This is a genomic window from Rhizobacter fulvus (assembly GCF_964020785.1).
In genome coordinates, this window is sequence record NZ_OZ224516.1 from 658,362 (window position 1) to 684,999 (window position 26,638).

Annotated in this window: 23 protein-coding genes and 1 pseudogene; 12 read left to right on the forward strand and 12 right to left on the reverse strand. The window is 64.0% G+C overall.

All coding sequences use genetic code 11. The features are described 5' to 3' along the window. Positions 1 to 8 precede the first annotated feature (8 nt). The gene (locus ACWH49_RS03245) at positions 9 to 1,313 is read right to left on the reverse strand and encodes an ABC transporter substrate-binding protein (RefSeq protein ID WP_448170142.1); all 1,305 of its coding nucleotides are present in this window, start codon (positions 1,311 to 1,313) and stop codon (positions 9 to 11) included. Between the two features lie 196 nt (positions 1,314 to 1,509). Between ACWH49_RS03245 and ACWH49_RS03250 the strand changes: the two genes are divergently transcribed. Both ACWH49_RS03250 and ACWH49_RS03255 read left to right on the forward strand, forming a co-directional pair. After that, positions 1,510 to 2,532, forward strand: a complete 1,023-nt coding sequence (locus ACWH49_RS03250) for a LacI family DNA-binding transcriptional regulator (protein WP_448170143.1) — start codon at positions 1,510 to 1,512, stop codon at positions 2,530 to 2,532. A 300-nt stretch (positions 2,533 to 2,832) separates the two neighbouring features. Beyond that, positions 2,833 to 3,477 carry an MHYT domain-containing protein gene (locus ACWH49_RS03255; RefSeq protein ID WP_448170144.1) on the forward strand — a complete coding sequence of 215 codons (645 nt, stop codon included), beginning with the start codon at positions 2,833 to 2,835 and terminating at the stop codon, positions 3,475 to 3,477. A gap of 199 nt (positions 3,478 to 3,676) precedes the next feature. Here ACWH49_RS03255 and ACWH49_RS03260 read toward each other — a convergent pair whose 3' ends face one another. From ACWH49_RS03260 to ACWH49_RS03280, 5 genes are all read right to left on the reverse strand, one after another. After that, positions 3,677 to 6,361 carry a LuxR C-terminal-related transcriptional regulator gene (locus tag ACWH49_RS03260; protein ID WP_448170145.1) on the reverse strand — a complete coding sequence of 895 codons (2,685 nt, stop codon included), beginning with the start codon at positions 6,359 to 6,361 and terminating at the stop codon, positions 3,677 to 3,679. Between the two features lie 535 nt (positions 6,362 to 6,896). Next, complete coding sequence (locus tag ACWH49_RS03265) at positions 6,897 to 8,432, reverse strand: methyl-accepting chemotaxis protein (RefSeq protein ID WP_448170146.1); 1,536 nt, start codon at positions 8,430 to 8,432, stop codon at positions 6,897 to 6,899. 223 nt (positions 8,433 to 8,655) lie between these two features. Then, entirely contained in the window at positions 8,656 to 8,847 is a 192-nt protein-coding gene (locus ACWH49_RS03270; RefSeq protein WP_448170147.1) for a hypothetical protein, read from the reverse strand. A gap of 197 nt (positions 8,848 to 9,044) precedes the next feature. After that, the gene (locus ACWH49_RS03275) at positions 9,045 to 9,815 is read right to left on the reverse strand and encodes a MauE/DoxX family redox-associated membrane protein (RefSeq protein WP_448170148.1); all 771 of its coding nucleotides are present in this window, start codon (positions 9,813 to 9,815) and stop codon (positions 9,045 to 9,047) included. Positions 9,816 to 9,882: 67 nt separating this feature from the next. Then, positions 9,883 to 10,473 (reverse strand): DUF305 domain-containing protein, encoded by a 591-nt coding sequence (locus tag ACWH49_RS03280; RefSeq protein WP_448170149.1) that lies wholly within the window; start codon positions 10,471 to 10,473, stop codon positions 9,883 to 9,885. 742 nt (positions 10,474 to 11,215) lie between these two features. Here ACWH49_RS03280 and ACWH49_RS03285 point away from each other — a divergent pair. The 3 genes from ACWH49_RS03285 to ACWH49_RS03295 are packed head-to-tail and all read left to right on the forward strand — an operon-like array spanning position 11,216 to position 14,385. Continuing rightward, positions 11,216 to 11,554, forward strand: coding sequence for a trypco2 family protein (locus ACWH49_RS03285; RefSeq protein WP_448170150.1), 339 nt, complete (start codon positions 11,216 to 11,218; stop codon positions 11,552 to 11,554). Positions 11,555 to 11,557: 3 nt separating this feature from the next. Then, complete coding sequence (locus ACWH49_RS03290; RefSeq protein ID WP_448170151.1) at positions 11,558 to 13,639, forward strand: S1 family peptidase; 2,082 nt, start codon at positions 11,558 to 11,560, stop codon at positions 13,637 to 13,639. 23 nt (positions 13,640 to 13,662) lie between these two features. Beyond that, positions 13,663 to 14,385 (forward strand): hypothetical protein, encoded by a 723-nt coding sequence (locus tag ACWH49_RS03295; RefSeq protein ID WP_448170152.1) that lies wholly within the window; start codon positions 13,663 to 13,665, stop codon positions 14,383 to 14,385. Between the two features lie 19 nt (positions 14,386 to 14,404). Here ACWH49_RS03295 and ACWH49_RS03300 read toward each other — a convergent pair. Further along, positions 14,405 to 14,622, reverse strand: a pseudogene (locus tag ACWH49_RS03300) (DOPA 4,5-dioxygenase family protein); the annotation flags it as partial. A 400-nt stretch (positions 14,623 to 15,022) separates the two neighbouring features. Between ACWH49_RS03300 and ACWH49_RS03305 the strand changes: the two are divergent. Then, complete coding sequence (locus ACWH49_RS03305; protein ID WP_448170153.1) at positions 15,023 to 15,736, forward strand: enoyl-CoA hydratase/isomerase family protein; 714 nt, start codon at positions 15,023 to 15,025, stop codon at positions 15,734 to 15,736. A 444-nt stretch (positions 15,737 to 16,180) separates the two neighbouring features. Here ACWH49_RS03305 and ACWH49_RS03310 read toward each other — a convergent pair whose 3' ends face one another. Both ACWH49_RS03310 and ACWH49_RS03315 read right to left on the reverse strand, forming a co-directional pair. Further along, positions 16,181 to 16,849: an HAD family hydrolase gene (locus ACWH49_RS03310; protein ID WP_448170154.1), complete on the reverse strand. Its 669-nt coding sequence runs from the start codon at positions 16,847 to 16,849 to the stop codon at positions 16,181 to 16,183. Between the two features lie 406 nt (positions 16,850 to 17,255). After that, the gene (locus ACWH49_RS03315) at positions 17,256 to 18,269 is read right to left on the reverse strand and encodes an amidohydrolase family protein (RefSeq protein ID WP_448170155.1); all 1,014 of its coding nucleotides are present in this window, start codon (positions 18,267 to 18,269) and stop codon (positions 17,256 to 17,258) included. A 174-nt stretch (positions 18,270 to 18,443) separates the two neighbouring features. Here ACWH49_RS03315 and ACWH49_RS03320 point away from each other — a divergent pair, with 174 nt between their 5' ends. Then, positions 18,444 to 19,067, forward strand: a complete 624-nt coding sequence (locus tag ACWH49_RS03320; protein WP_448170156.1) for a tyrosine-type recombinase/integrase — start codon at positions 18,444 to 18,446, stop codon at positions 19,065 to 19,067. A gap of 130 nt (positions 19,068 to 19,197) precedes the next feature. Here the strand turns inward: ACWH49_RS03320 and ACWH49_RS03325 are convergent, their stop codons facing one another. Further along, positions 19,198 to 20,106: a LysR family transcriptional regulator gene (locus tag ACWH49_RS03325; RefSeq protein ID WP_448170157.1), complete on the reverse strand. Its 909-nt coding sequence runs from the start codon at positions 20,104 to 20,106 to the stop codon at positions 19,198 to 19,200. Between the two features lie 166 nt (positions 20,107 to 20,272). Here ACWH49_RS03325 and ACWH49_RS03330 point away from each other — a divergent pair, with 166 nt between their 5' ends. After that, entirely contained in the window at positions 20,273 to 20,881 is a 609-nt protein-coding gene (locus tag ACWH49_RS03330) for an FMN-dependent NADH-azoreductase (RefSeq protein WP_448170158.1), read from the forward strand. 32 nt (positions 20,882 to 20,913) lie between these two features. Then, on the forward strand, positions 20,914 to 21,501 hold the full coding sequence (locus ACWH49_RS03335; RefSeq protein WP_448170159.1) for an NADPH-dependent F420 reductase: 588 nt from the start codon (positions 20,914 to 20,916) through the stop codon (positions 21,499 to 21,501). A gap of 110 nt (positions 21,502 to 21,611) precedes the next feature. Here the strand turns inward: ACWH49_RS03335 and ACWH49_RS03340 are convergent, their stop codons facing one another. Together ACWH49_RS03340 and ACWH49_RS03345 are read right to left on the reverse strand one after the other, a co-directional pair. Next, the gene (locus ACWH49_RS03340) at positions 21,612 to 22,076 is read right to left on the reverse strand and encodes a nuclear transport factor 2 family protein (protein ID WP_448170160.1); all 465 of its coding nucleotides are present in this window, start codon (positions 22,074 to 22,076) and stop codon (positions 21,612 to 21,614) included. Positions 22,077 to 22,119: 43 nt separating this feature from the next. Continuing rightward, a complete protein-coding gene (locus tag ACWH49_RS03345) occupies positions 22,120 to 22,668 on the reverse strand; it encodes a carboxymuconolactone decarboxylase family protein (protein ID WP_448170161.1) in 549 nt (182 codons plus the stop codon). A gap of 116 nt (positions 22,669 to 22,784) precedes the next feature. Here ACWH49_RS03345 and ACWH49_RS03350 point away from each other — a divergent pair, with 116 nt between their 5' ends. From ACWH49_RS03350 to ACWH49_RS03360, 3 genes are all read left to right on the forward strand, one after another. Further along, the gene (locus ACWH49_RS03350; RefSeq protein WP_448170162.1) at positions 22,785 to 23,759 is read left to right on the forward strand and encodes a LysR family transcriptional regulator; all 975 of its coding nucleotides are present in this window, start codon (positions 22,785 to 22,787) and stop codon (positions 23,757 to 23,759) included. A gap of 866 nt (positions 23,760 to 24,625) precedes the next feature. Continuing rightward, a complete protein-coding gene (locus ACWH49_RS03355; protein WP_448170163.1) occupies positions 24,626 to 25,183 on the forward strand; it encodes a YciE/YciF ferroxidase family protein in 558 nt (185 codons plus the stop codon). Positions 25,184 to 25,354: 171 nt separating this feature from the next. Next, positions 25,355 to 26,230, forward strand: coding sequence for an alpha/beta fold hydrolase (locus tag ACWH49_RS03360; protein ID WP_448170164.1), 876 nt, complete (start codon positions 25,355 to 25,357; stop codon positions 26,228 to 26,230). Positions 26,231 to 26,638: the final 408 nt, after the last annotated feature.

Consider the following 26,638-nt stretch of genomic DNA (forward strand, 5'->3'; position numbering starts at 1 on the left):
GGCGTCGCTCACTCTTTAGCGATCAGCGCGTCGAGCTGCTTGTCGGCGTCGGCGCAGGCCTGCGCCACCGGCTTCTGGCCGAGCAGCAGCTCGTTGACCGCCTGGCCGACGAACTCACGCGAGGCCGGGTTCGCGACGATCGGATAGCCGACCTCCGACGTGCCGGTCTTGCCCAGCTCGTTGACGGCCGCGACCCACTCCTTGCGCACCGGCTGCTCGTCGGCCCACTTCTTGTAGTCCGCATCGTTGGCGACCGAGGCGCGCGGCGGCGCGATGCCGTCGAGCGCGAGCTTCTCCTGCATCGCCTTGCTCGTCGCCCACTGCAGGAAGTACCAGGCGGCTTCCTTGTTTTTGCTGAAGTTCGAGACCGACATCGTCCAGCCGATCACCGTCGGGTGCGAGCCGCCGGGGCCGGCGGGGAGCACGGCGATGCCGGTGTCCTTCAGCCGCGCGCCGCCGTCCATCACGGTGCGCAGTTCGTTCGACGACTCGAACGCCATCGCCGCCTTGCCTTCCTTGTACAGGCCGGAGATTTGATAGAAGCTGTAGTTCACGACGCCCGGCGGGCCGTAGTCCTTCAGCAGCTTGGCGTACAGATCGAGCGAGGCCTGGCCCTCCTTGCTGCACAGCTGCGACTTGCCGCCCTTCAGGTACTGCCCGCCCATGTTGTGCAGGAACACGCTGTAGGTGAACGGCAGCGCCGGCTTCAGGCCGCGCGAGACGAACGGCGTGACGCCGGGCTCGCAGGTCTTCAGCTTCGCGGCCACGCTCTCCAGCTCGGCGAGCGTCTTCGGGAACGTCACGCCGCACTTCTGGAACAGATCCTTCCGGTAGTAGACGACCGGGCCTTCGATGTTGAGCGGGATGCCGAGCAGCTGGTTTTTGTAGCTCGCGTCCTTGACCATCGCGGGGCTCAGGTCGGCGAAGTCGTAGTCCTTCGCGCTGGCGTTCTTGACCAGGTCGTTCAGGTCGGCGTACCAGCCGGCCTTGGCGAACTGCAGGCCCTCGCGCGAGGGCAGCGACATGAACAGGTCGACCTCGTCGCTGCGCGAGTTCATCACCGTGACCAGGCGCTGGCGCATCTGCTGCTCCTGGTAGGAGTCGACCTTCAGCGTCATGCCGGTCTGCTTCTCGAAGTCGGCCTTGTACTTGATGATCGCGTTGGCGACCGGGTTGTTGTTGGCGAGGAAGGTCACCGTCTTGCCCTGGTGCTTCTTCCAGTCGAAGGCGGCCTGCGCCGCGGCGCCGAGGTGAACCGCACCGAGGGCCATCACGCCGAGGGCGAGTGCCGAAATCCGGACCGATCGTTGCATGTCGTTGTCTCCTAGTCGGGGTGGTTGACCGGCGGTTGTCGCACCGCTCTTTGGTCTGTAACCGGTTACAGCATTCTGGGAAGTCAGCGGACAAATGTCAACCGGCTGGACGGTCGAACGAGGCTGTTGTCATAGGTGTTTCCCCTGAAAATCGAATGAAAATGCGATCGTATCGTTTCCTGTAAACTGTTTCATCATGAAGCCCAAGTCGATCGGAATTCGCGAAGTCGCGCGTCATGCCGGCGTGTCGACCGCGTCCATCTCGCGCGCGCTCAACAACCCCGATACGGTGACCGTCGAACTGCGCGCCCGAATCGATGCGGCGATCGCCGAACTCGGCTACATCCCGGACGCGGCGGCGCGCGCACTGTCGTCGCGGCGCACGCGCACGATCGGGGCGATCGTGCCGACCGTCGACAACGCGATGTTCGCGCGCGGCATCGAGGCGCTGCAGAGCTATCTCTCGCTGCAGGGCTACCTGCTGCTGCTGGCGACCAGCGGCTACGACCCCGAGGTCGAGTTCACGCAGGCGCAGAACATGGCCAGTCGCGGCGTCGACGGGCTGATCCTGCGCGGCGACGTGCACACCGAGCCGCTGCGCCGCCTGCTGGCCACGCAGCGCATCCCGTTCGTCAACGTCGGCGTGTACCACCCCGAGAAGCCTTACGCGTGCGTCGGCGCCAACAACGAGCTGGCGGCTTGGCGGGCCTGCAGCTATCTGATCGAACTCGGCCACCGTGAGATCGGCATGGTCGCGGCGTTATCCGCGAACAACGACCGCGCCTCCGCGCGCGTGGCCGGCGTGGTGCGAGCGCTGGGAGACCACGGGCTCGCGCTGCGACCCGAATGGTCACTGGAAGTGCCGTACCACCTCGACGACGCACGCCAGGCGGCACGCCGGTTCCTCACGCTGCCCCAGCGTCCCACAGCCCTGATCTGCGGCAACGACGTGATTGCCTACGGCGTACTGCTCGAAGCCGAGCGGCGCGGCCTGAGCGTGCCGCACGACCTGTCGGTGATGGGCTTTGACGATCTGGAATGGAGCCGGCACCTCCGCCCCAGCCTGACGACCATGCACTTGCCGACCGACGAGGTCTGGACACGCGCGGGCACCTACCTCGTGCGCCACCTCGCCGGGCAGAGCACGACGTTGCACCACGAAGTCGACGCGTCGCTGGTGGTGCGCGAATCGACAGCACGGCCCTCGACAGCTGCATGAGTGAGGCAAGGCTGGCCACGCCTTACGCCTTATAGCGACGGATGGTGCGAGAGCCACACGCTTGAAGCTTCCCGTTTGCGGCCTGGAAGGGGTATCAGCGTCGTCAGCACCGCCCCTGCCCCCTCAAGTGACTCATTTTCAGGTCGCGATTGATCCAGATCAATTCCGGAGTCCATCGAACTAAGGCAGCCAGATGCGCTGCCGAAGCGGGTTGAGCGGAACAACCGCGCGCCACCCGTCCTCGTGCAAAGGGCAAAAGTGACATATCTAGTCTCGAACCACCAGCCCGGTCTCGTTGCCTTGAGCCTGCTGGTTGCCACGTTCGCCTCCTACGTGGGATTGGACCTTGCCAAGCGGGTTCGTGACCAGAACAAAGCCGTCGCGTTCGGTTGGTGGGCTGGCGGGTCCGTTGCTCTAGGCACCGGAATCTGGTGCATGCACTTCGTCGGCATGCTTGCATTCACGCTCCCCATTGAGCTCGGCTACTCTCGTGCCATGACCGCGTTGTCCTGGGGCGCTGCCGTAGCAGCATCAGGCATCGCGCTGTTCATTGCAGGTGATGCCACCATGGATTGGCGTCGACTGTGCGCGGGTTCAGCAGTGATGGGCGCTGGGATCTCGGCCATGCACTACACCGGGATGGCGGCCATGGAGATGGCCCCCGGGATCGAATGGCACGGAGGGTTGGTGGCACTCTCCGTCGCGATCGCCGTCGGCGCTTCCATGGCTCTGGGACCGATCACAACAGGTACCGACGCGCAGTCGGGACTTCTACCCTTCGTTGTGATCCTGTGCGAATCATTGGCCTCGGATGCGGAGCTCCGCGCCTTCTTGCTCCAGCGCCACCGCCAAGGCTCATCGTGGATCGCGGGCACGCCACTGCATGGCGTCATGGACCGTTATGCCCAACTGCATCCAGACGGGGGCGAGAAGCCGAGAAGCTAGTTCGAATCAGCTTCGCAGATCGCCTGATCGGGCTCGCGCTCGGCGATGCGCTTGGGCGCGCTACAGACGCCGCAACATTGCCGAAGACGGAACCAGCGGCATTGCTGGAATTGGTGAGTCCCGGTTGGCGCAGAAGTGCGGGATAGATCATCAATGCGAAGCTGGGGCGGCGTAAAAACGCGCCACGCGGCGCGCGAGTTCAGAAGGCCCGCGCTTGCCCCAAGCGCCACAAAGCCACTGCCTGTCCACGGCTCGTCGCGCCAAGCTTGTCCAGGATGTTCGCCACATGGCGTTTCACGGTGTGAGGGCTCAGGTCCAACATTCGCGCAATCACCTTATTGCTATCACCTGCTGCAATGCGTTCCAGCACCTGCGCCTCACGCAAAGACAACGAGTCTCCCCACCTCTGCTCGCGGGTGTCCGCATCTGGCTCGGAAACCCGCAAAGAGCGCGATAGAGATGACCACTGAACAAGCAGTGCTCGTTCCTCTTCACTAATCGCCTTCCCCCACTCTGTATCGACCAAGGCCTGCAACGTGTGAGACCCCGCCAGCAGCACAGGCGTAACTTCGACATCGTCTCGATGACGCTCGAGTGCCGGACGAAGGAATTGCACGGCCTCCGGCAATCGCCTGGCTTGCGTCAGACACAGTGCAAGTCGCAGCCGGAGTTCACTGACCAGTCCGAACAAGTCGATCTGCGGGCCGTTCGCCAACGCGTTCTCAAATCCGGCAATGGCGCCGGCGATATCTCCGTCCAGCAAGGCGCGGTAGCCGCGCAAGCTCGTGCGCACTGCCAAGAGCTGCGGCCGCCGGTCTTGCGGTGCCGGGTCTTCCACCGAAGCGAATAGTTCGCGCGCTACGTCGGGGGCGTTGACTGTCAGCGCGAGGCGGGCAGCGTAGTGATTGCCGAAGGCCAGCCGAACGAGCGCCGGCAGGTCCCCCGCTTTGCGATTCTGATCAAGATGCACGTTCCAGGCCGCATGAGCTTCCCGAAGTTCCCCTCGCAGCGCATGAGCGGTCGCCGTTTGACCGTAGACCATGCTCGATACGATGAGTGGCTGACCTACCCAACGCGCATCGCGCTGAGCCTCCGTGAGAACGGCAAGTGCTTCGTCCGGTTGCCCAGCCCAGACAAGAAGGCCTCCTTGCAGTCCCAAGGCATGAGCCCGCAAGGGGGTCGGCGCGTCCGGCAACCGCGCTAGCGCGCCATCGACGTAGCGCTGAAGCAAGCCTCGCATTCTTGGCAGCGCGAAGTAAGCAGCGATCGGGGCGCATTGGTACCACAAGCTGCTCGAGCGGGTCCGCTCCAGCTCGTCGAGTTGGCGCTGGTACAACGGTGCCAGCTCTTCGAAACGTCCGGAGTTGAACGCGTTCCACAGGTCAAGAAGCCCCGCCATCAGGACCGCAGAGCCCTGCGGACTCGTCTGGTGCAATTCGTCGAGCGCGGCTCGCATGGAGTCAAGACGCCCCAGACTCGAATGCGCGATGCCCCGGTAGCTCAGCGCCAGTTGCCGTTGCTCAGGGTTCAGCGACATGAGCATGGCGCGGCTTACGGCAGTGTCCATCGCAACCCAGTCCCAGCGCGTCCACGCGACGAGACCGCGCAACAGCTGCACTTCAGCCGAGGTCTCCTGAACGCTCGTAGGCAACATGCCAACCAGCTGCAGCACCTCATCTACAGCGCCTACGCTCAGAAGCTCCGGGCCTTCCTCGACCAGTGTGCCGATGGCCGCTTTCCAGTCCTTTGCGCGAACCAGATAGCCTACCCGTCGAACGGGGTCGGCCTCGGTCGCCGCCGCACGCGTCAGGAGGTCGACGAGTTCATCAGGGCGCTCTCGGACGAGGTGGTCCTCAAGAAAGTCTCTGAAAAGATCGTGCAATCGCAAGGTCCGTTCTGATCCGTCCTCGAACACGGAAACGAACAAGTCGCGGCGCTCGAGTTCCAGCAAATGCTGCGCAGCTAACGGGTCGCCAGAGACTGCGGCGGTACGCCGGACATTCAGATCCGGCAATATGGAGCAACGCACCAGAAAATCGCGAAGGTCTATCGGCATCGTTCCAAGCACTTCATCAGCGAGGTACTCAAAAAGATGCCGATCTATTGCGTGCCCCACCCTGCCCCAGGAAATACCGCTGCTATTGGCCGGGAGATGTCGCGGATGTGCGCTCATCAGCGCCAGCCTCAGGCCAGCCGCCCATCCCCCGGTGCGGGTGAGAAGCAACTCAGCGTCAGCATCGCTCAAGGCATCCCGACGGTTGGCCGAGTCGAGCGAAGCCCCAAGTTGTACGACGTCGTGGTGATCGAAGCGCAGTTCGGCTTGGCGGATTTCGGTCAACTCACCTGCGGCCCTGAGCCGCGATAGTGAAATCGGGGGATCAAGCCGAGTCACAAGTACCAAACCCCAGGCATCCGGCAAGCGTTCTGCCAAGCGATCGACAAAGTCGAACAATGCAGAATCAACCACGCGGTGCAGGTCATCGAGAACCACCAGGCCACGCGGGGCTGCGGTCGATGACAAGGCGTTGATCAGCTCGTCAGCGGCCCTCACCCGCTCTTCGCGTCCCCCGCTGGCCGAGGTGGCGAGCGCGTCGGGCGCGACGCGCCACGGCAAGTCGAACGGCTCCAAAGCAGCGAACAGGCACTCTAGAACCCGCGGCAGTTCGTCGCCTTCGTCCAATGAGACCCATGCGACCGCGGTGCCCACAGGCAGTCGTTGTAGCTGTTGTGCCAAGGCCGCCGTCTTGCCAAATCCCGCCGGCGCGCTGATGAGCGTGACGCGCTGCGTGCGAAGGGAATGACTCAGCGCCGAGTCGAGAACTGGCCGATTCACGTGGACCCCGCGCTGGCGGGGCGGCTGAATCTTCGTGCTGGGGAAGGTCATCGCAGTCCACACAAGAGTGGCGGTGTCCCTGCCGTGAAACCGCGCCTGTCTCTTCGGAATTCTTCAAAGCCCAAGGTACCGTTCTCGCGAACGAATATATCCACGCAATGAGCCCTGAATTCGTCATCGAAGAACGCAAGCACGTGCACCATGGTGGTTCACCAGCCCACCCGACGGCAATTCTTCGATCGCCGCCGCGACGGGCATGCTTTTAACGAAACACAAGCGGATTTTGCTCCAAACGCACACGACGGACCGCCAAGCTGCGATGAAGCTTCAACACGTACCTGCTCCGTTCCACCGTGCTCTTTGCGCTGGCAACGAGCAACGCTGTCTGGGCATTTCGGATCTGGAACGTGACCTGCCTTATCAGGCCTCGCTGTCCTGGTATCAATGGCTTCTCGACCTGGCCTCCCCTGCGCGACATGAGCGACGTTGATCGCCTCCGTGATCGCGCGGTCCTTCGGTTCGGTGAGGAAGTCCTTGACCAGCGACCGGGCCCGCGCGCCGTGCCGACGCCGAGCGCTTTCGGTTGTCAGGAGGCGTGCGCCAGCCGGAAGACGGCCACGGCCTGGACGAGGCTCTGGGCCTGCCCCTTCAAGCTCTCGGCCGCGGCGGCGCTCTCCTCCACCAGCGCGGAGTTCTGCTGGGTCGCCTTGTCCATCTGGGCTACCGCTTCGCCGACCTGAGAGACGCCGGTGCTCTGCTCACTGGTCGCTGCGCTGATCTCGCCCATGATGGCCGTCACCCGTTCAATCGATGCAACGATCTCCGTCATCGTGACGCCGGCTCGATCTACCAGGGCCGTACCGGCCTCGACCCGCTCGACGCTGGTCGAGATCAGCGTCTTGATCTGCTTCGCGGCATCGGCGCTGCGCTGGGCGAGGCTGCGCACCTCGCTCGCGACCACCGCGAAGCCACGTCCTTGCTCGCCGGCGCGAGCGGCTTCGACCGCCGCATTGAGCGCCAGGATGTTGGTCTGAAAGGCGATGCCGTCGATGACGCCGATGATCTCGACAATCTTGCGCGAGCTCTCGTTGATGCCCTTCATGGTGGAGATGACGCCGTTCACCGTCTCACCGCCGGAGATCGCGACGGTGCTGGCGCCCATCGCGAGCTGGTTGGCCTGCTGCGCGCTCGCGGCGTTCTGTCGCACCGTCACGCTCAATTGCTCCATGGAGGCGGCCGCCTGTTGCAGGGCTGACGCCTGTTGCTCCGTGCGCGCGCTCAGATCGTTGTTGCCAGCAGCTATCTGCGCCGAAGCCGTCGCGACGTGCTCGGAGTTCTGACGCACATCGGTCACGACCACCGACAGACTGGTCTGCATATCCTGCAACGCTCGCAACAAGTCCGCGACTTCATCGCGGCCCGTCACGTCGATTGCCTGTTGCAGGTCGCCAGCGGCCACTGCGCGGGTCGCCGCGACGGCACGCGCCAGCGGCCTTGTGATCGTACGGCTGAACAGGAACGCGCCAGCGATGCCGACCGCGCACACCACGAGCATCAAGACGGCGCTGACCAGCGTCGCTCGACGCGCGCCCGCCGCCGCAGCCGTCGACACTGCTGCACTGTCCGCCGCGATCCGATCGCCGGCCTGCTCGAGGAGCTTCGCCGGTTCACGGTCGATGCCCGTCACAGAGGCGTCCCCAGCGACCGGGTCGAAAGTCGCCGTCTTGAACGCGTCCAGGCCTTTCCGGTACCCGACCCCCATCGCGGCATGCGCCTGCTCGAACTTGGCGACCAGCGACTTGCTCTCGCCTTCCGGGAGCGACACGGTCAGGCGCTTCGCGAGTTCATTCACTGCGCGCTCCTGCTTCTGGAACGCACTCCAATGCTTGTCAAGTCGGGCCGGGTCCTTGCCGCGCAGCAGCGTGTTCTTCCACTCCTGCACCTGCTCCTTGAAGGCAACCAGCATTTCGGCGACCGCGCGCTCATTCGCGGCATCGCCCTGCACGGTCGTGCCATAGACCGTCAGCGACTGGTTGAGCGTGTAGATGCCGACGAGGCCCGCGCAAGCCGCCATCAGAAGGGCGGTGGCGAATGCCAGGGGGAGTTTGAGTCCGAGGTTCACGCAGGGATTCCGGAAGTGGTATCGGTTGTTGTCGGTACGATCTGGGTGAACTTGAGCGCCTTGGCTCAGACGTCACAAATCGACGCCTACCCCGCGACTGCGCACCTAGAAACTCAGAATCAGCCCGCTCGACGGCACTGCCGCGTCGGCATACGTGACAAACAAGGGAACCACGTCCACGCATCGACGGTTTAGCTCGGCCGCTCGCAAGCACGTCCACTTTTCATTTGAGGGCGGCGTAGAAAACCAGCGCGACGGTAAGCCGTTTTGCTGCTTCGGACACACCAGTCTGCTGGCATTTGAATGGCCCTGGCGTTAACAACTCTCGACCGTGCACGTGGGCAATGTCGACTTTGCCGGTTGCTGCCGGTCGCCGGGGCTCGCTCTCGATGCGGTTGGTGGTGGGTTCGGACATGGGCAGGCCTACCGTTATTCGGGGCGCCTCCCGGCGGCCTGTCAGCGCGACGGCCCCCTCAGGTCACCGCCGGCGCGACAAGGCCAACGATGCCGGAATGCCAAGTGTCAGTTTGATAGATGCGGGCGCATCGCCACACCGAGCCCTGCCAACGCCGTCAGCGTCAAGGCCAAGCTTTGCGGCTCGGGCGCTGTCAATCAGATGCCCATGCGGACAGCCATCCACACGGCCATCGCCACCATCATCAGGTTCTCGGTCAGCGACACAAAGCCCAGTGGCACGTTGCTGCTGCCGCCGACGCAGGCGCATTTCAGTTCGCGCTTGTCGACGTACACGGCCTTGATGACGGACACGGCGCCGATGCCACCGATGAACAGCGCCACGGGTACCGACACCCAGTTAAGCACGCCGGTGATCATGAGCACACCGGCCAGCCCTTCGGCAAACGGGTAGATGGATCCATACGGCACCCAGCGGCGGGCCAGAAGGTCGTAGTTCAGGAACATGGTCGAGAACCGCTGAACGTTCTGCAGCTTCTGAATGGCCAGCGCGCACATCGAAAACGCAATGAACCACTCGAATGTGAGCACGCTTACCCAGTTCCCGGTGGCGACCCGAGCTGCCATCACAGCCATCGCAGCCGTCATGCCGAAGATCGCAATGACGGGCTGGTAGGTGGTCTCGCCCTCCTTGCGCACCTTCAGGCCGAAGTGCTCGCGCACCGCGTCGTGACCACCGATGCGTTCGCCACCGATGAAGGTCTGTGGTGTCGTCTTGACGCCGTGCTTGGACTTGAAGTCGTCGGTTTCCTGGCGCGTCTTCAGGTGGTGGTCTTCGATCGCGTAGCCGCGCGACTCCAGCAGGTGTTTTGTCTTCAGTCCGTAGGGGCAGACGTGGTCAGGCATGACCATCCGGTAGAGCACGGCGGTCTTTTCGTCGTGTGTGGCAGCAAGGGTGGCTTCAGTCATCGTGTTTTCCTTCGATCGCGTCCCGGTGCCCGAGCCGTCATGTATTGCCCCCTCGGGTCCTGCGGGCCTACTTCTCGCCCAGTTGGCCCTCGAACACCGGTACGGGGCGTGATTGCGCCTGCCCAGGCGTCATGGCCTTGCCGTTCTGCTCGATGTCGCGGATCAGCCATTCCATTTCCTTGATCTCCTTGCGCTGAGCCTTGACGATGCCGTCGGCCAAGGCGCGCACGCGAAGGTCCTCGATGCGCGCGCGCGTGCTGGTCAGGATGGCGATGCTGTGGTGGGGAATCATGGCCCTTTGCCAAGCTTGGTCCGACACGGTGTCTTGCGAACGCACCAAGTACAGCGACCCCGCGAACACCACGGCCGCGCCGATCAGGATGGCGGTGTTCTTGCGGCTGTCGTCGTACATGCCCAGCATGAACAGCATCATCACGATGGCCATTGCGCCACCCATGTACAGCGCCATCCAGGCGCGAGTCTGGCTAAAGAACACATGGTCCATCGCGTAGGTGTTCAGGTACATCAGCCCGAACATCACCAGCGTGGACGTGGCGATCATGGTGATGAAGCGGACGTATTTGTTCACGAGACTTCCCGGTCTACATGCGGCGCGAACAGCCGTGTTGCGGACGCGGAGCCCGCGTGTCGTTGGCATTTCCAGCCTAGCCAAAACGGTACGGGCGCGCTGTAGGACAAGACCGTGGCGGGTCGACGTCCGGGCCTGCGGTGACGTTGACGCGGGTGCGCCTGCTGCACGGCAGCGCTCGGTAATCCGCTCGTACGTCGCGGCTGGTACCGGTCCCTGATCCGCCAAGCCGTTTCCGTTGAGCCCAGCCGGCCCAGAACCAGGCAATGATGAGACGGGATGCCAGGAAGCTGCCTGTCGCACTGTCGGCTGATGGCCGGGTCGAGCCAAAGCGGCCCTCAAGTTCGTCGCCGGAAAGCTGACCTTCGCCGGCATGCCGAGGCCGAGTTTTCGAGCGCGTCGCGAAGGACCGCTGATGGCCGGGGACGGTGAGGTCGAGGCGAAGCCCGACAGCGGTCCCTCGGAGTGATTGCCAGATTGCTCAGCAGCAGCTTTCCACCAGCGTCGCGAACGGGTAGTTCCGGCCATAAGCGGGTGCTCGTGACCGTCCGGCTCAGGCGCCCGTATCTTCGGCTTGCATCCGGGACGCAAGACATTGTCGACCAACCACATAGCGATCGCGGCATCTGCGCAACCTGCGCGGAGCGCGTGTTCGAGGAGTGCAAGACATTGCCGGCGCCGCCGGGCGCGAAGCTGCGCAGGGGGTGCCTGTGGCCGAGTGACGCGGCCGCGCATGTTTCTCCCGCCGACTTGTCGTCACGAAGCCGAACGGTGTAAAAGGTCTGGATAGTCACTCCGGGAGATAGTGCAAATGCCCGCCTTACCCACCGCAAGCGACGGGGCCCAGATCGGTCTGGCCGAGATGATCGAGAGCCTGCGTGCCGAGTTGCACGCTTCGATTGAGTCAGGCAAGGGCAGCCTAGTGGCGTTCGAGGTCGACAAGGTTGAGCTCGAACTGAAAATCGCGTTGTCGCGCAAGGCGAAGGGCGAAGCCGGTGTGGCGTTCTGGGTCGTTAAGGCCGGCGCCGGCGCCGAGGCCGGGCGTGACACGACGCACACTTTCAAGCTCAGCCTGTCGCCTGTGAGGAGCGATACCTCCACCCGCCTGCGGGTGGGGTCGGCGACGCGCAAGACGCCGTCGCGAGGATAGGCCGTGCCCGGTCTGGTCCGTGAGCGGCTCGTGATGATTCAGGCCACGGTGGCGGGGCCGGAGGGCGGCACGCACGTGGGCACCGGCTACCTGATCGACACGGACCTGGTGCTGACGGCCAGCCACGTGGTGCCCGACCACGTCGGCGTTTCGATCGAGGTCCGCGTCGAGAAGTCCGGCGGCTGGCTTGCCGTCGCCCCGGTGCCGGTGTGGCGGGACAGTTCCCTCGACGCGATGCTGCTGCGCCTCGTCAATCCCTCGCCGGAGCTGGCGCCGGTCGACTGGGTCGACACCGAGTTCGGGGCCGACGTGGAATGGGAATCCGGGGCCTACCCTGACGCCGCGACGGTTGATCTGCCCGACGGTACGACCGGGTCGAAGACGTCAACGCTGAAAGGCCAGCTGTACGCACTCGGCGGCGGCGGACAGGGCGCACGCGAGCTGGAGCTGACGGTCGAAGCGCACGGCGCCCCTGCGGGGTGGGCGGGCATCTCCGGCGCGCCGGTCTTCGTCGGCAATCGCCTGGCCGGCATCGTCAAGGAGGTGGCCAAGGGTTTCGAGGGCGCGCGGCTTGCCGCCGTTCCTTCGACGGCGCTGCTGCAAAGCCACGGCTTTCTGCTCGCGGTGACCAAGCCTTGGCTGGAGCCTTTTCCTGCGGGTGTCTGGGTGCTGGTAGTCCATGCGGATGTGAAGAAAGCACAGACAAGTCTCGCGGGACGGGTCGACAACGCATTGACGACAGACGCCAGCGCGCTCGAGTCGGTGCTCGGGTCGCCGCTGCACCCGAAGGCTTTGCGGGTGCACATCGGCGACGCCATCGCGTCGCCTGGCCGCTGGCTGCACTTCGTCAAAGCGCTGTGTGCGGCACCCATCGCGGTCTTCGACGCGACCGACTTCGATCAGCCGGCGATCATGCTCGCGATGGGAGTTCGCGCGGTCGTTCGGCGGGGCGTCACACTGACCAGCACTGCCAAGGAGCTGACATCCGCTAACCTGTCGAAGCTGCCGTTCAACATCCAGGAAACCAAGCTCATCTACCACGGCAGCAAGTACGAGGTAGGGCATCCACAGCATCCCGCGACCGTGATCCCCGCCGCCATCAAGCGCGGCTGGCAGGAGCGCGCGTCGCTGCCGGACTACCTCGACCTGCCGGCTTACGACGCCGTGCGCTGCCCTTACCCGTCCGTCGATGTGGACGGCCGCAGTGCCATCGACCACATGCTGATGCTCTGCTCCTTCAGCGCCGATCACGAGCCCCATTGGCTGAGGCTCTCGAACGCGCTCCTGGACTACTACCCGACTCGCAAGCCCGCGCGCACGCTCGACATTGCCTCGCCCCGTCTGGTGGGACAGGCCCTCTATGAAGGTATCCGCTGGGCGCGTACATGCGTGATCGACTGGACAGGCTGGCGCGCGAACGTGTTTTTCGAACTCGGCGTGCGGATGGCCTGCGCCGACATCGGGCCGGTCAACCTGATCGAGCAACCCGAGTTCGACGCGGCCATGGCCGCCGAGCCCGGCTCGCAAAAGCGCCAGTTGATCGACTTGCTGGGGCCAACGGCCTATCTGCTCGATCTGGATGCGGCGGCCGATGTCGATGTCGACGCCGTCTCCGGCGCGCTCGAGCGCCATGACTCGATCGTCGAACAGCGACCTCCCGTCGTCGGCGCCGGCGCGCTGCCGCATGACGCGACCTTTCGCACCTGCCGCGACTTCTTCGACTGGAAGCAGGAGGAGATCACCAAGGAGCCGCACGCGTTGCTGCGCACCAGCATCGAAGCCCCGTACGGCAAGGATCCGCAGGCTGCGGGTCGCAAGCCCTTGCTCTTCTCCGACAACGTCGACTATGGCAAGGAGCTCGAGCGCAGCGTGAAGGAGCGCTGGATCGCGGCCTGGTGCTACCTGGCGAATCGGTATCCGAGAGCGCAGTGGGCCGACGATGCGCCGTTGCGCACGGCGCTTCGGAAACTGGGCAACGACGTGCTCCAGTTCGGATTTCCCAGGAGACTCACCGATCCACATCTCGTCGAGCTTCAAAAGCAGATCCGCGCAGCTCTGAAGGAGCTCCGCAAGCTCGACCCATAAGCCGAGGAAATACGGGGCCGACCATGTCCATGCCGATAGACCGCATTCGCGATCTCAAAACCAGTGCCAAGAACCAGCGCGACGGCGGGCTCGACGGCTATCCATCGGCGCTCGAGATGCTCGGCGATGCGATCGAGCTCGCCCGGAACGAACTGGCAACCAGCACCGTGGCCGAGCGACGTATCGAGATGGCCACCGAGCTCAGTGATTGCTTCGGCTTGGTCGGCGGGGTGCAGCGCCGCTGGGCCGACGAAGCCGACGACAGTGCGCGCGATCAGCATCTGAAGGAAGCGGCGAGCGCCTACGACCAGGGCTTCGTCTATGAATCGGATCCTGCGTTCGGCATCGTCAACTCCTACAACCTGGTCAATCGCCTGGTCGTGCGCGTGCTGCTAGCCCCGCAGGCCCTTACCAGCGACGAGCCCATGCACCTGCCCGGCATCGCGCCGCTGAAGTTGCGCGACGAACTCGGCAACGCGGTGACCACAGTTCGAGGGCAACTCGCCGGCCCGCGCCGTGGCGACTACTGGGCGTTGGCCGATCTCGCGTTGCTCGAGGTCCTTTCCGGCCGCACAGGCGCTGCAACAGCCTACGTCGACTTTCTCGCGCTATCGCCGCCCGATTTCGCGTACGAGAGCGTGCTCGGCGGACTGCGCCCGTTGGCAGAGCTGCCGATCGTGACTGCGCCGGAGCTGAACGCCGCGGTCGAGTTGCTCCAAGGGCGACTCGATGAACTCGTCGCCTAATGCTCGACCAATCAAGCCGGTTGAGCGCGTGCGCGTGGCCGAAACACAGCGCGCTGTCACGATGATCGCGCAGCTCGTCGCCGGTGTTCGGATGGACGGACACACGAACACATCGAGCGCACCATGGTGCAGCGTGAGCCAGTCGACTACGTGCGTGAAGTTTGCGGCGAGAAATGCGAGTTCGTAGCTCCACATCGGGTGCTGGCCGATCGGCCGATCGTGGAAACCGCCCATTCGCCGCATCCGCGCTTTGAACTCCACGCCGATCCGCCGTCCGTCTTTCGGCATCACCGGGTCGCGTTCGGCTGGCGTGCTGAAACGCCATTCCCACTTTCTGCCGCGTAGTGCTTGCTTTGCGGCAGCGATTTGCCTCCCGCGAATGTCGCCGATGGGTCGCATCCGGGTTCTCCCGAATGCCGGCTGTGCTGCCGGCCAACTTGAACGGCAGCTCTACGGTTGACTGCTCGAAGCCGCGTGAGGCAGCTCCGACCCGTCGCTGAAGGTGCATCAAGCCCGAAGCTCCCAATGGCGCAGGCGCCGCGTTGACGAGCCCATTGAACAGCGCTCGCCCGACGTTTGGAGATTCCCGATCGGTTGAACACGTGCGGCTACCGCGCCGGCCTCAGAATCAAGCGCCATGGCACCTTCCAAATTGATCATGGGCGTGCAAGACGGCGTGTTGACGCTGTCGCTCAACCGGCCCGAAAAGCTGAACGCAATCGACAACGATCTAGCGCGCGACTTGTTGTCCGCGTTGGCTACGGCGAGCAGCGATCCATCGGTGCGGGTGGTCGTTGTCAACGGCAACGGAAAGGCGTTCTGTGCCGGGAGGGACATCTCGACTGCACCCACCGACGAGGACCTGGTACTGGTCCAGGCCGTCTCGATGGCCATCGTCGACTTGACGAAGCCCCTGATCGCGGCCGTGCACGGGTGGACCGTCGGAGCGGGGCTCGAGTGGATGCTCAATGCGGACGTGGTAATTGCCGCGTCGAGCGCCCGGTTCAAGTTGCCCGAGGCATCCATCGGCGTGTTCGTCACGGGTGGCCTCACCGCGACGCTCCCGGCTTACGCGGGACTCGCGCGTGCCAAGGCACTCATGCTGCTCGGCGAGGAGTTCTCGCCGACGCAAGCGCTGGATTGGGGGCTGTTGTGGCGTGTCGTGGCGCCGGACCAGCTCGATTCGGAGACTCGACGTGTGGCCCGGCAGATCGCCTCGCTGCGACCGGAAGTGGTGAGTCAGTACAAGCGCGTGCTTAACGCGGTGGGACTGCCCAACTTCCAGCGTGCCATTGAACTGGAGAGCGAGGCACAACGAGCTATTGCCGGCCACCAGGTATCGCCGGGGTAATGCTTCCCACGATGGTGCGAAGGTCGGCTCTACGGCCATGGCGAGTACGTCCCGTCGTGGCCGAGTCCTGGAGGCCACGAACGGCTGCTTCACGGACCCGAAGCGCGTTGAGCCGAGGCTTGGCTGTCGGGCAGCTTCGGAGAAGCTCGAAAGGCAGCTGAGGGTCGCCTTGCGACGACCGCGGTAAACCAGAGCGGTCGTTGCTGCCGACTTGCTGGCCCGCTGTCTTCGGTCGACCGGTTTAGATCGCAAAGCCGTCGCGTCGTGGCCGCCGACAACGAATTGCCGGTGTTCGTCCAAGCAGTCATCCAAGTTTCGGCTGCGACTGTCTCAGATCAGTCTGAATCGGACGTCGCCGCGAACCGCGAACGGGCAACGCTCTGAGGGCTTAACCGCATCCGACGCTGCGTCAGCAGACTGAGCCGCTCTGCTCGGAACCCGAGATTAGCGACTCCGATGCAGTCTCAAAATCTTCCATCCTTTGCGTATAGCAGTGGACTCTAGTCTGGGATCAGGATCCACTACGACAGGCTCACCCACTACGCTCAGTAGCGCCAGATCATTGATGGAATCGCTATAAAAGCAGGCCTCGCGCAGCGACTGAGCTGATCGTCCGGAGTCGTCGAGCCATTGACGTAGCCGATCGACCTTTCCTGTGCGGATATTCAATGGTCCGCATGTTCGCCCGGTGAATCGTCCACTGACCTGCTCGAGTTCAGTACAGATGTAATGATCTACGCCCAGCGCAACGGCAGTCAATTCACTCACCACACGGTTAGTCGCCGTGGTCAGCACGACCAGGTCGCCGGCGTCGCGGTGTTGCCGAACGAGCGCGTACGAATCCGCGGGAATTCTTGGCAGGACGATTTCATGCAGGAAGCACTTGCGAAGGTCTTGCAGGTCGCCCAAGCTGAAGCCACTCAAAGTTCCGGCATAAAAGTCGCAAAAGTCATCCGGCATCACGGTTCCGGCGAGGTATCGCTTCGACATCTCATCGCTGAGTTCGCGCAAATCCGCATCCAGCACGCCCTGCGCAATCAGAAAATCGCACCAAAGCACATCGCTGTCGCCACTCAAAAGGGTCCCGTCAAGGTCAAAGAGAGCAAGTCGCATAGAGAGTCGGTCAATGAATCGAGACCACAGCAGCAGGCTCGACCTGTGAGGTATGGACTTCGGTAGTCCCTGAGAAAAAACGAGTCGCCGTAGGGTTGGCGGAGCAAAGGGTATCTCGCGGAGTATGGCGCCTGGCGCTACACGCGCATTGCAGCGCGAGCGGGCATTCGGGTCTAGTAGACGAACGGCGGCAAAGTGTTCGAAACCAGGCGACGCTTCGCGGCGCAAGCATGAGAATTTGATCTGGTCACAACACGTTTGACAAAACGCTGCGGAAACCCCCGCGCCCGGGTCCCGTTCCCCCGGTCATCAGGCCAGTGGCGACGAAGCGGAAGTAGGTTGAACGCCGGTCTTCGAGCCGCTGACCTCATCATTCCGACCCTTGAAGCGCAGGTCTTGCCTGTGATCACAGACGATAGACGCGGGCCGCCGTGTCATAGAACAGCGCACTTTGCTCGTTGGTGGAATAGCGTTGGGCGATCTTCTTCATCGCATTCCAGTACACCGGATAGGAAAGCGAATGTCGATCGACGGGGAAGTTACTCTCGAACATGCAGCGCGCAGGTCCGAAGCACTCGATGGCATGGTGGTAGTAGCGCGCCTGCTCCGACACCAGCTCATCCGAACTTGCAGGCCTGTCCCGTAGGTGCCATCCGAAGCCGTTGAAAGGCATCGCCAAACCACCCAGTTTGGCGACGACGTTGGGACACTTCGCGATCTCGGCCAAGTCCGACCGCCAAGAGTCGTAGATGGCCCCTCGCTGGCCGGCATACGGGCCCACGCCCAACGGTGTGCCGAAGTGGTCGAGGACCAATGTGGTTCCCGGTACCGCACGTGCCAGTTCAGCAAAGGCAACGTTCTGGTGGTGGTAGTGCCAACCGTCGTAGCTGTAGCCGAGTTCTCCCAACAGGGCCACGCCGGAGCGAAAGGCGGTATCGCCATAGAGCCCCTCGGGAGCATGGCTCTTGAAGCCCTTCGCGTTCGGATGTGGATCCCAGGCGGCGGCATGACGGATGCCACGCAGCAGGCCCTCGGCGGCACCTTCGTGCGCTCGCAGCACATTACGCAGGGCAGGACCAAGACGCAGGTCGGCATGGGCCACGATGCCGGAAACGACGGTCCTCCCATCGCCCTCGCGGCTGGCTCGCGCGATGCGGGCGGCGAATTCGGTTTCGCCGAGGGACCTCAGGTGATCCGGGCCTGCCTGGTGGTAGCTGGCATGCCATTCGATAAACACGGTCTTCTCGATGCGGTGACCAGAATGCGTGTCGGCCCAGAACTCGGCAAGCAGGTAGGGCGCGCGTCCACCGGCATCCGTCCACAGGTGGTGGTGTGGGTCGATGATTGGACGCTCGGGGTCGATGATGGGCTCTTGGACCAACCTGAGCCAATTCGCGGTGCCGGGGATTGCGTCTGCCATGAGGGGTTTTCGCACGCCACTCGAGGCTCGCGCAATTAAGGAGTTGAATTCGAGGTAGGTTGCGCCTGTTTGTCCGAGGGTGCAAGCGTCGACGTAGGGTGCGTCAAGGTGGGCGACCGCAAATTCCGCGGGCGACCCCATCCTGTGTGACCCTCAACTCGATGGGAGACCATCATGGGAACCACAGGCAACGCCGCTCATTGCGAGCCGTGGAACAAGGGCAAGATCGCCGGCCAGAAGGCGCCGTTCAAACTCAAGGACATCTGGGCGCTGCGCGTCAGGCTCCAGATGGAGAGGCGGGTGCGAGAGCTTGCTCTCTTCAATCTGGGCATCGACAGCAAGCTGCGGGGATGCGATCTCGTCGCGCTCAAGGTTCGCGATGTATGCCACGGCGACCAAGTGGCGACGCGCGCCGTCGTCATGCAGCACAAGACGCAGCGCCCGGTGCAGTTCGAGATCACGCAGGCTGCCCGCGACGCCTTGTATGCCTGGATCAAGCTGGCTGGGTTGAAGCCGGAGGACTTCCTGTTCCCCAGCCGGTTGCACGACTCGCCGCATCTGGGGACCCGGCAGTACGCCAGGATCCTCGGGCACTGGGTCGACGAGCTTCGCCTGGATCGCGCCGAGTACGGGACGCACTCCCTGCGCAGGACCAAGGCGACGTTGATTTACCGGCGCAGGAAGAACCTGCGCGCCGTGCAGTTGCTTCTGGGGCACTCGAAGCTCGAGTCGACGGTGCGATACCACGGCATCGAGGTCGATGATGCCCTCGAGATCTCGGAGCAGACGAAGATCTGACGTTGTCGCTGGCGGTCAGCTTGGGCACTGGCGCTGGGTGGCCGCCTTCAACGACAGCTATGTGGCGCACGGCCGAACAGGTTGTCCCGGCCAGGAGCAGTCGGTGGCACCAATCGCCTGAAGCCGACCTTCACGGTGTCTGCTCGGCAAAGCGCACTCTCAGATCGTCGATCAGCCACCTGCCCGCCGGCCCCGGTGGTTCCGACGCCCGATGAAATGCAGCCATCGCGAGCGAGAAGCCCTTCGGCAGCATGTCCTCGACGTCGAGCGACACCAGAGTGCCTTCAGCAAGGTCTTTGCGCACCATGTGCTCCGGCATGTTTCCCCATCCAACACTGTCCCTGAGGAAAGCGTGCTTGGTGGAGAGATCCGCCAGTCGCCAGGTCGCCGCCGACTTCACGCCATAGTCATGTCCCGCGCTCAACTCCGAGCGATCGGTGAGAACCAGTTGAACGTGCTTGGCCAGCGCCGCTTTCGGAATGCGGCGCTTGAAACTTGCGAGTGGATGATCCGGCGCGGCCACTGTGACCAGCGACAACTGGCCGATGCCTTCGCTGACGAGCGACGGGAACGCGATCGGCAGCGGCGCCAGGATGCCCAAGTTGCAGCGCCCGTCGACAACGGGTTGATAGCCCGCGCCCAATCCCTCCACGAACAAGCGCAGAGGCGTGAGCGGGAATTTGCTGGCGAAAGCCTTTGCGGCAGCGCTGACGAGTGCAGTCGGGAAGAACACATCCACGACGACCGAGAGCTCCGCCTCCAGCCCCGCCGACATCAGCCTGGCGCGAGCTTTTAGCGTGTCGACACCGGAGACGATGATGCGCGCGTCCGCCAGCAGGATGACGCCTTCAGGTGTGAGCTTCGGGTAGCGCCCGGATCGGTCGAACAGCACGACGCCGATCTGCGCTTCCAGGCTATTGACCCAACCGCTCACAGCGGACTGCACGCGATTGAGCCTTCGCGCTGCCGCGGAGAAGCTCCCTTCATCGACGGCGGTCACGAAGGTTCGAAGCTGATCAAGAGACACGCCATCCAGCATTTCAAGCTCGATCCATCTTCCGGGGAGATGGATTGCATCTCAATATACCGGCTTCTCAGATGGCATCGGCAGTTTCAAGATTCAGCCCAAGGGAAGAGCGCTTCCCCGGACCCCGGCGCGGAAGCGAAAGGGTCGGACTTCTTCAACAAACTCTTCGAGGCCCACCATGCAACTTCTTCATCTCGACTCCAGCGTTCTCGGCGCCGCGTCGGTCAGCCGTCAACTTTCCGCCCAAATCGTCGCGCGTCACCAAGCCCTGCACCCTGACATCCGCGTCGTGGTTCGCGATCTCGCAGCCGACCCGGCCCTGCACCTTTCGGGCGCTCACATGGCCGCCTTTCAAGGAGCGGCGACCGATGACGCAACCATCACGGCCGACCTTCTCAAGGGCAATGCCTACATGGACGAACTCTTTGCGTCGGACATCCTGGTGATCGGCGCGCCCATGTACAACCTATCGATTCCGACGCCGCTCAAGGCGTGGATCGACCGCATCGCGGTGGCGGGCAAGACCTTCCGCTACACAGCGACCGGACCGGAAGGCCTGCTGAAGAACAAGAAGGCCTTCATCGCCTCGGCGCGCGGTGGCGTGTATTCCGCCGGCAGCCCGGCAGCTGCGCTCGAGCACCAGGAGAGCTATCTCATCGGCTTGCTGGCCTTCATCGGCGTGGTCGATGTCACCGTCGTCCGCGCCGAAGGTCTTGCGATGGGTCCACAAGCGAAGAATGCCGCCATCTCTCATGCCCTTGCCGACATCGCGGCCATCTCGGCCTGAGCCGCAGGCTCTACCACAACAAAGGAATTCTCATGACCTACTCCATCATCGGCTCGGGCAACGTCGGCTCGGCACTGGCACGTCAATTCGCGCGCAGCGGGATCGCCGTCGGCGTCGCGAACGCACGCGGACCGGAATCCATCCAAGCTCTGGAAAAGGAGCTCGCCGGCTACGTGACCGCCCTGAGCCTGCAAGATGCCGTCAAGGCCGATGTCGTCATCCTGGCGATTCCTTTCGCTGCCCACAAAGCGGTCGCCCGCGCGGGTGCACCGTGGACCGACAAGATCGTGGTCGACGCCATGAATACCTACGGAGTGCCACCCGAAGATCTGAATGGCCAGCCTTCGAGTTTGGTGGTGGCGTCCGCCTTCGGCGGGGCCCATGTGGTCAAGTCGCTGAATCAACTCCCAGCCAAGTTGCTTGCATCGAGCCCTGTCGAGCATGGCGGACGAAGGGTCATGTTTCTGGCCGGGGACGACACGAGCGCAGTGGGTGCCGTCGCGAAGCTGGTCGGCGATCTTGGGTTCGCGCCCATTGCCCTCGGAACGCTGGCTGGCGTCGGCGCCCTGCTGGACAAGGGCGGAGCCCTCGTCCTTCAGAACCTGGTGAAGCAGGGGTAGGAACAGTCCCGAGCTGCTGTGCGAAGGCCGTGAGCCCGTGCGCGCCTGGATGGCCTTCACCGTGCCGGTGAAGGCCACGTCGCTGGCGTAAGTGGCGGTGCCGGCCACGATCACAGCCCCAGCGCGGTGAGACCCGCATGATCGTCCGGCCGCCGACCTGCTGGCCAGTGGTAGAGGCGCTCTGCCTCGGTGATCGGCAGGTCGTTGATGCTGGCGATGCGCGTATGCATCAGGCCTTCGCCATCGAAGGCCCAGTTCTCGTTGCCGTAGCTGCGGAACCATTGGCCAGAGGCGTCGTGCCACTCGTACGCGAAGCGCACCGCGATGCGGTCCCCCCGGAACGCCCACAGCTCCTTGATGAGCCGGTAGTCGAGTTCGCGCTGCCACTTCTGTGCGAGGAAGGCTTCGATCGCCGCACGGCCCTGCAGGAAGGTCGAGCGATTGCGCCAGCGGCTGTCGGGCGTATAGGCCAGTGCCACGCGCGCCGGATCGCGGCCATTCCAGGCGTCTTCGGCCAGGCGGACTTTCTGGATGGCGGTCTCGAGGGTGAAGGGCGGCAGCGGCGCACGGGACATGGCAGGTTCTCCAGACAGACGGCATCGGGGATGGGCTGACGACTCAGGCAGCGAGGGCCTGGGCGACCGGGAAGTCGATCTCGGTCTGTGCCACCGAGTTGACGTAGTTGGTCCAGGTGTTCAGTGCCACGTGCTGGACGATCTCGACGATCTGCGCGTCGTCGTACCCCGCCATGCGCACCGCCTGCACGTCGGCGTCGGACACATTCCCGCGTTCGCGCACCACCTTGGCCGCGAAGCGCACGGCCGCGTCGGCCTTCGGGTCGAGCGAGCTGCCATGGCGGTTGGCCGCGATCTCGGCCTCGCTCAGCTTCGCCAGGTTCTTGCCCATATAGCTGTGGGCCGCCAGGCAGTAGCCGCAGTCGTTGATCTGCGCGACGGTCAGCGCGATGCGCTCGCGGGTCTGGGCCGGCAGGCTGCCATTGGCCAGCGCGCCGGACATGCCCAGGTAGCCCTCCAGCGCGGCCGGGCTGTTCGCGACCAGACGGAACAGGTTCGGCACGCTGCCGATCTGCTTGTTCACGGCTTCGAGAAGCGGGCGGGCCGATGCAGGAGCGGCGTCGATGCTGGCGGGGGTGGTGAGACGGGACATGGTGTGGACTCCGAGGGTTGGCGGGGCCGGTGTATGCCGGTGAAGAGAATGTAGATATTCCCGCGCACGCCAACTAGACTGCAGGACTGCGAATCTTCCTCTCATATTTCGGAACAATGGACCGCCTTGAAGCCATGTCCGTCTTTGCCGCCATCGTCGATGGGGGCAGCCTGTCTGCGGCAGGGCGGCGCTTGAACGTGCCGCTGGCGACCGTGAGCCGCAAGCTCGCGGAGCTGGAGACGCACCTCAAGACGCGCCTCATCACGCGCTCGACGCGCAAGCTCGTGCTGACCGACGCGGGTCGCGACTACCTGGACGCGTGCCGTCAGATCCTGGAGCAGGTCGACGAGGCCGAGCGCGCGGCCTCGGGGGCCTACGCCAACGTGAAGGGCCAGCTGGTGGTGGCTGCACCGATCGTGTTCGGCAGGCTGCACGTGGTGCCAGTGGCATCGGCTTTCCTGGAAGCGCACCCCGACGTCGACATACAGCTCCGTCTGGGCGACCGCAACGTCAACCTCATCGAGGAGCATGTCGACGTGGCGCTTCGCATCGGCACCTTGCCGGACAGCAACCTCGTCGCGACGCAGGTGGGAACAATCCGTCGTGTGGTCTGCGCGAGCTCGGCCTACCTGGAGCGGTTCGGCGTGCCGCAATCGCTGGACGACCTCGCGACACACCGATGCATCACCTTCGATGGACTGGAAGCCACGACCGCGTGGACCTTCGCCGATGCCGCCGGACAGAAGCAGCAGGTGCGGGTGCACTCGCGCATGGCGGTCTCCACCGCCGACGCCGCCATCGACGCTGCGGTCCTCGGCCTGGGCCTGACCCGGGTGCTGTCCTACCAGGTGGCCGCCGCGCTGCAGGACGGCAGGCTCGTACGCGTGCTGGTCGATGAGGAGTCGCCTGCGGCGCCCGCCAGCCTGATCTATCCCGGCCAGGGGCGGCTGCCGATGAAGACCCGTGCGTTCATCGACTTCGCGGTCGGGCGCCTCCGCGATCGGTTGTCGGCGCTCGACACCGCGAGCGCCGGCGAAGCGTCACTCCCCTCCAGCCAGGTTCAGCGACGTCGGCGAAGGTCCGCGGTTTGAGACGTGGAACTGCACCAGGTTGGCATGGGCACCTCTCCTACTTAGGCGGAAGGCTGCCGACGTACCGGACTGCATGTGAAGCATCCAGCAGCACCCGCCGAACATCTTCTTCTCGACCACCCCCGCGCGCGCTCGCAGAGCCGTTCGCATCCTCTCGGCCAGCTGCGGGGCGAAGGGTATCGCGGGCTCGCGATCAGGCCGACAGAGCATAAGTCGCCTGGCGCTCGCCGAGCCGATGGGCCAGTGCGATCAGCGGCGAGACGACGGCGAACTGCAGCGCCGTGAAGCACGGTCTCCAGCAGGATGAAATCCGGTACCGAGGACATGCGGAACTTGGCCGCGACCGGCAGCACCACGAGAGACCACGCCAGCACGCCGAAGATGCAGCCGAAGCCGATCGCGCCCCGTTATCCGGCGGCTCAATTTGGGGGTCGGCTTTCCGACGGTGAGATCGCGCGCTCGACCGGCGCTGGGCGACCCAGACCCGTCAGTCGATTTGAGCGCTAGGTGGTCGGAAAGCTGTCGCTCGCTATCCGACTAGACGGCTGGCCGCGGGCCAGTCCGCTTGGAGGAAGGTCAGGTCCCCATGTGTGCTTTCGAAGACGAGTCCCTTCTGCTCTGCAGGGCATCGTCCTTGACGCTTGGCGGCAATGAAGGGCCCACAAGAACTGGCGCCTGACGTTCTGCTTCGCCAGTTCGGGTATCTCCGGACACAGGGTGCTCGACAGGCTGAGCAGGCGTCGCCTTCCGTCCATACACCGCCAGCCCTATGCGAACGGGCCGCATCGGGCTCTGCATTCCATCCCACGGACGAGCCGAGCTCCGTCCTACAGCCGTCGCCTTCCGCCTGGCGCAAGGTCGAGCACTTGTTCAACGCCGGTGTCCTTTCGGCTCAGACAACATTTCAGGAGAAGCGATCCATGTCCACCATATCCAACCTGTCTGATCTCTACATCGAAGAGCTCAAGGATCTCTGGTCCGCGAATGATCAGATGACTCGCGCGCTCAAGAAGATCGCCCCGCACGCCACGAATGCGCGTCTGCGCGACGTGCTCGAGACCTCGCAGAAGGGCATCGCGGGCCACACCGACCTGTTGAAGGCGCTGATCGCGAACCAGGACGAGGAAGTCTCCAAGGAGCACTGCAAGGGCATGGAGGGCCTTGTCAGCGAAGCGTTGAAGCACATCATCGAAGATGCGCCCGAAAAAGGTCCGCTTCTCGACGCGGTCATCATCGCGCAATACCAGCGAATGACTCACTATGGCATCACCGGCTTCGGCACGGTGGCAGCCTTCGCGAAGGCGCTGAAGCTGCAGGACGACAACAAGCAGCTGAGGGCCGCCGTCAAGGACATGTACCTCGCCGACGAACTCACGACGCAGATCGCCGAAGACGCGGTGAACGTGGGCGCCGCGAAGGAATAGTTTCGCCTTCGAGCAGTGTGGAGTCAGGCCCGGCAGCGCTCGCGCTGCGCGGGCCTTCGGGGCTTTCTTGTGGCCCGGGACTTTGCATTTGGACTCGCGAGCGCGCACAGCCTGCTACCAAGAGGTGCAGAGAGATTTGCCCCACCTCTATGCTCAACGAAGGTAAACGCCATGAAGATGAATCATTTGCGATCCGGCAGCGGCAAGCCGCTGCTGCTAATCCACGGTTTGGGCGGTAGCGCCCGGTCCTGGTCCACCATCTGGGGACCACTGGCCGCACGCCACGACGTCATTGCCGTAGACCTTCCTGGCTTCGGGGCCACGCCGCCGCTGCTCGGTGAAACTTCGATTCACACCCTGTGCGATGCAGTCACCTCGTTCATCGACGCGCAGGGCCTGCGCGGCGTGGACGCGGTTGGCAGCTCGATGGGCGCCCGACTCGTCCTTGAGTTGGCGCGTCGCGGCGGCGTGCTCGGGAGTGTGGTTTCCCTTGACCCTGGAGGCTTCTGGCGCGGTTGGGAGCGCCACGCATTCTTCTCCTCGGTGTGGCTCTCGATTCGCGCGGTGCGCATGCTGCAGCCTGTTATGCCTGCCATCGCCGCCAGCAGGTTGGCACGCAGCGTCTTGCTGGCGCAATTCTCCAGACGGCCTTGGGCGCTCGATCCCGCAGTCGTCCTTGAAGAAATGCGCAGCTATGCGCAAGCACCAGCCTTTGACGAGTTGCTGCGTCAGCTGGCCTATGGCGGGGAACAAGAAGGCTCTCCCCGCGGCAGCATCGACGCACGGCTCGTGATCGGTTGGGGACGCCAGGACAAGATCTGTTTTCCGAGGCAAGCGCGGCGGGCACTGTCCCTGTTTCCAGACGCGCAACTGCACTGGTTCGAACGATGCGGTCACTTTCCGCATTGGGATGCTCCCCGTGAAACTGCTGAGCTCATTCTCAACACGTTCTCAGGGCGAATGGCTCCTTCGACGGAAGTACCGTCGGTCGTGCGAAGCGAAGTTCCCGATGCCGTTGCTGGGGTCCCAAGCATCGCTGGCTCGTAGCATTCTCGTGATGGTCAAAACGACTGAGCTCTCGTAGGTGAGGCTATGTGCATTGGCCTCACCGACAAACCTGCGCGACCGAATGCAAGTTGTAGAGAGTCAAGGCAGTCGCGATGGAATTGCTTCAAAGCGGTCCTTGGCGAGCAGCCGCTCATGGCCGGTTGTTTGAGTCCGCCAACGACCGCTGTGGGGATGCACAATTTGACCCGCCCGGGCTCAGCCGACGGGCAGCTTCAGAGCGAGCCGTCAGACCGCTATGGGTCGGCGCATGACCCGGCCGCTACAGAGTTCGCCGCCCCAAAGCTGCCCTTAGGGTTGCGGTACTCGGAAGCAGTCCCTCGCCACCGGGTGCGTCCGACCCAGTGCTGAACAACAGGTCATGCGATTCGACCTCGCGAGACCGTCGTT

Excerpts from the sequence above, each read along its gene's own strand:
- ACWH49_RS03295 (WP_448170152.1), top strand. The coding sequence starts at position 13,663 with ATGTCCATGCCGATAGACCGCATTCGCGATCTCAAAACCAGTGCCAAG.
- ACWH49_RS03270 (WP_448170147.1), bottom strand. The coding sequence starts at position 8,847 with ATGTCCGAACCCACCACCAACCGCATCGAGAGCGAGCCCCGGCGACCG.
- ACWH49_RS03330 (WP_448170158.1), top strand. The coding sequence starts at position 20,273 with ATGCAACTTCTTCATCTCGACTCCAGCGTTCTCGGCGCCGCGTCGGTC.
- ACWH49_RS03325 (WP_448170157.1), bottom strand. The coding sequence starts at position 20,106 with ATGCTGGATGGCGTGTCTCTTGATCAGCTTCGAACCTTCGTGACCGCC.
- ACWH49_RS03340 (WP_448170160.1), bottom strand. The coding sequence starts at position 22,076 with ATGTCCCGTGCGCCGCTGCCGCCCTTCACCCTCGAGACCGCCATCCAG.
- ACWH49_RS03345 (WP_448170161.1), bottom strand. The coding sequence starts at position 22,668 with ATGTCCCGTCTCACCACCCCCGCCAGCATCGACGCCGCTCCTGCATCG.
- ACWH49_RS03275 (WP_448170148.1), bottom strand. The coding sequence starts at position 9,815 with ATGACTGAAGCCACCCTTGCTGCCACACACGACGAAAAGACCGCCGTG.
- ACWH49_RS03360 (WP_448170164.1), top strand. The coding sequence starts at position 25,355 with ATGAAGATGAATCATTTGCGATCCGGCAGCGGCAAGCCGCTGCTGCTA.
- ACWH49_RS03310 (WP_448170154.1), bottom strand. The coding sequence starts at position 16,849 with ATGCGACTTGCTCTCTTTGACCTTGACGGGACCCTTTTGAGTGGCGAC.
- ACWH49_RS03320 (WP_448170156.1), top strand. The coding sequence starts at position 18,444 with ATGGGAACCACAGGCAACGCCGCTCATTGCGAGCCGTGGAACAAGGGC.
- ACWH49_RS03280 (WP_448170149.1), bottom strand. The coding sequence starts at position 10,473 with ATGCCAACGACACGCGGGCTCCGCGTCCGCAACACGGCTGTTCGCGCC.
- ACWH49_RS03350 (WP_448170162.1), top strand. The coding sequence starts at position 22,785 with ATGGACCGCCTTGAAGCCATGTCCGTCTTTGCCGCCATCGTCGATGGG.
- ACWH49_RS03335 (WP_448170159.1), top strand. The coding sequence starts at position 20,914 with ATGACCTACTCCATCATCGGCTCGGGCAACGTCGGCTCGGCACTGGCA.
- ACWH49_RS03250 (WP_448170143.1), top strand. The coding sequence starts at position 1,510 with ATGAAGCCCAAGTCGATCGGAATTCGCGAAGTCGCGCGTCATGCCGGC.
- ACWH49_RS03245 (WP_448170142.1), bottom strand. The coding sequence starts at position 1,313 with ATGCAACGATCGGTCCGGATTTCGGCACTCGCCCTCGGCGTGATGGCC.
- ACWH49_RS03315 (WP_448170155.1), bottom strand. The coding sequence starts at position 18,269 with ATGGCAGACGCAATCCCCGGCACCGCGAATTGGCTCAGGTTGGTCCAA.
- ACWH49_RS03285 (WP_448170150.1), top strand. The coding sequence starts at position 11,216 with ATGCCCGCCTTACCCACCGCAAGCGACGGGGCCCAGATCGGTCTGGCC.
- ACWH49_RS03260 (WP_448170145.1), bottom strand. The coding sequence starts at position 6,361 with ATGACCTTCCCCAGCACGAAGATTCAGCCGCCCCGCCAGCGCGGGGTC.
- ACWH49_RS03305 (WP_448170153.1), top strand. The coding sequence starts at position 15,023 with ATGGCACCTTCCAAATTGATCATGGGCGTGCAAGACGGCGTGTTGACG.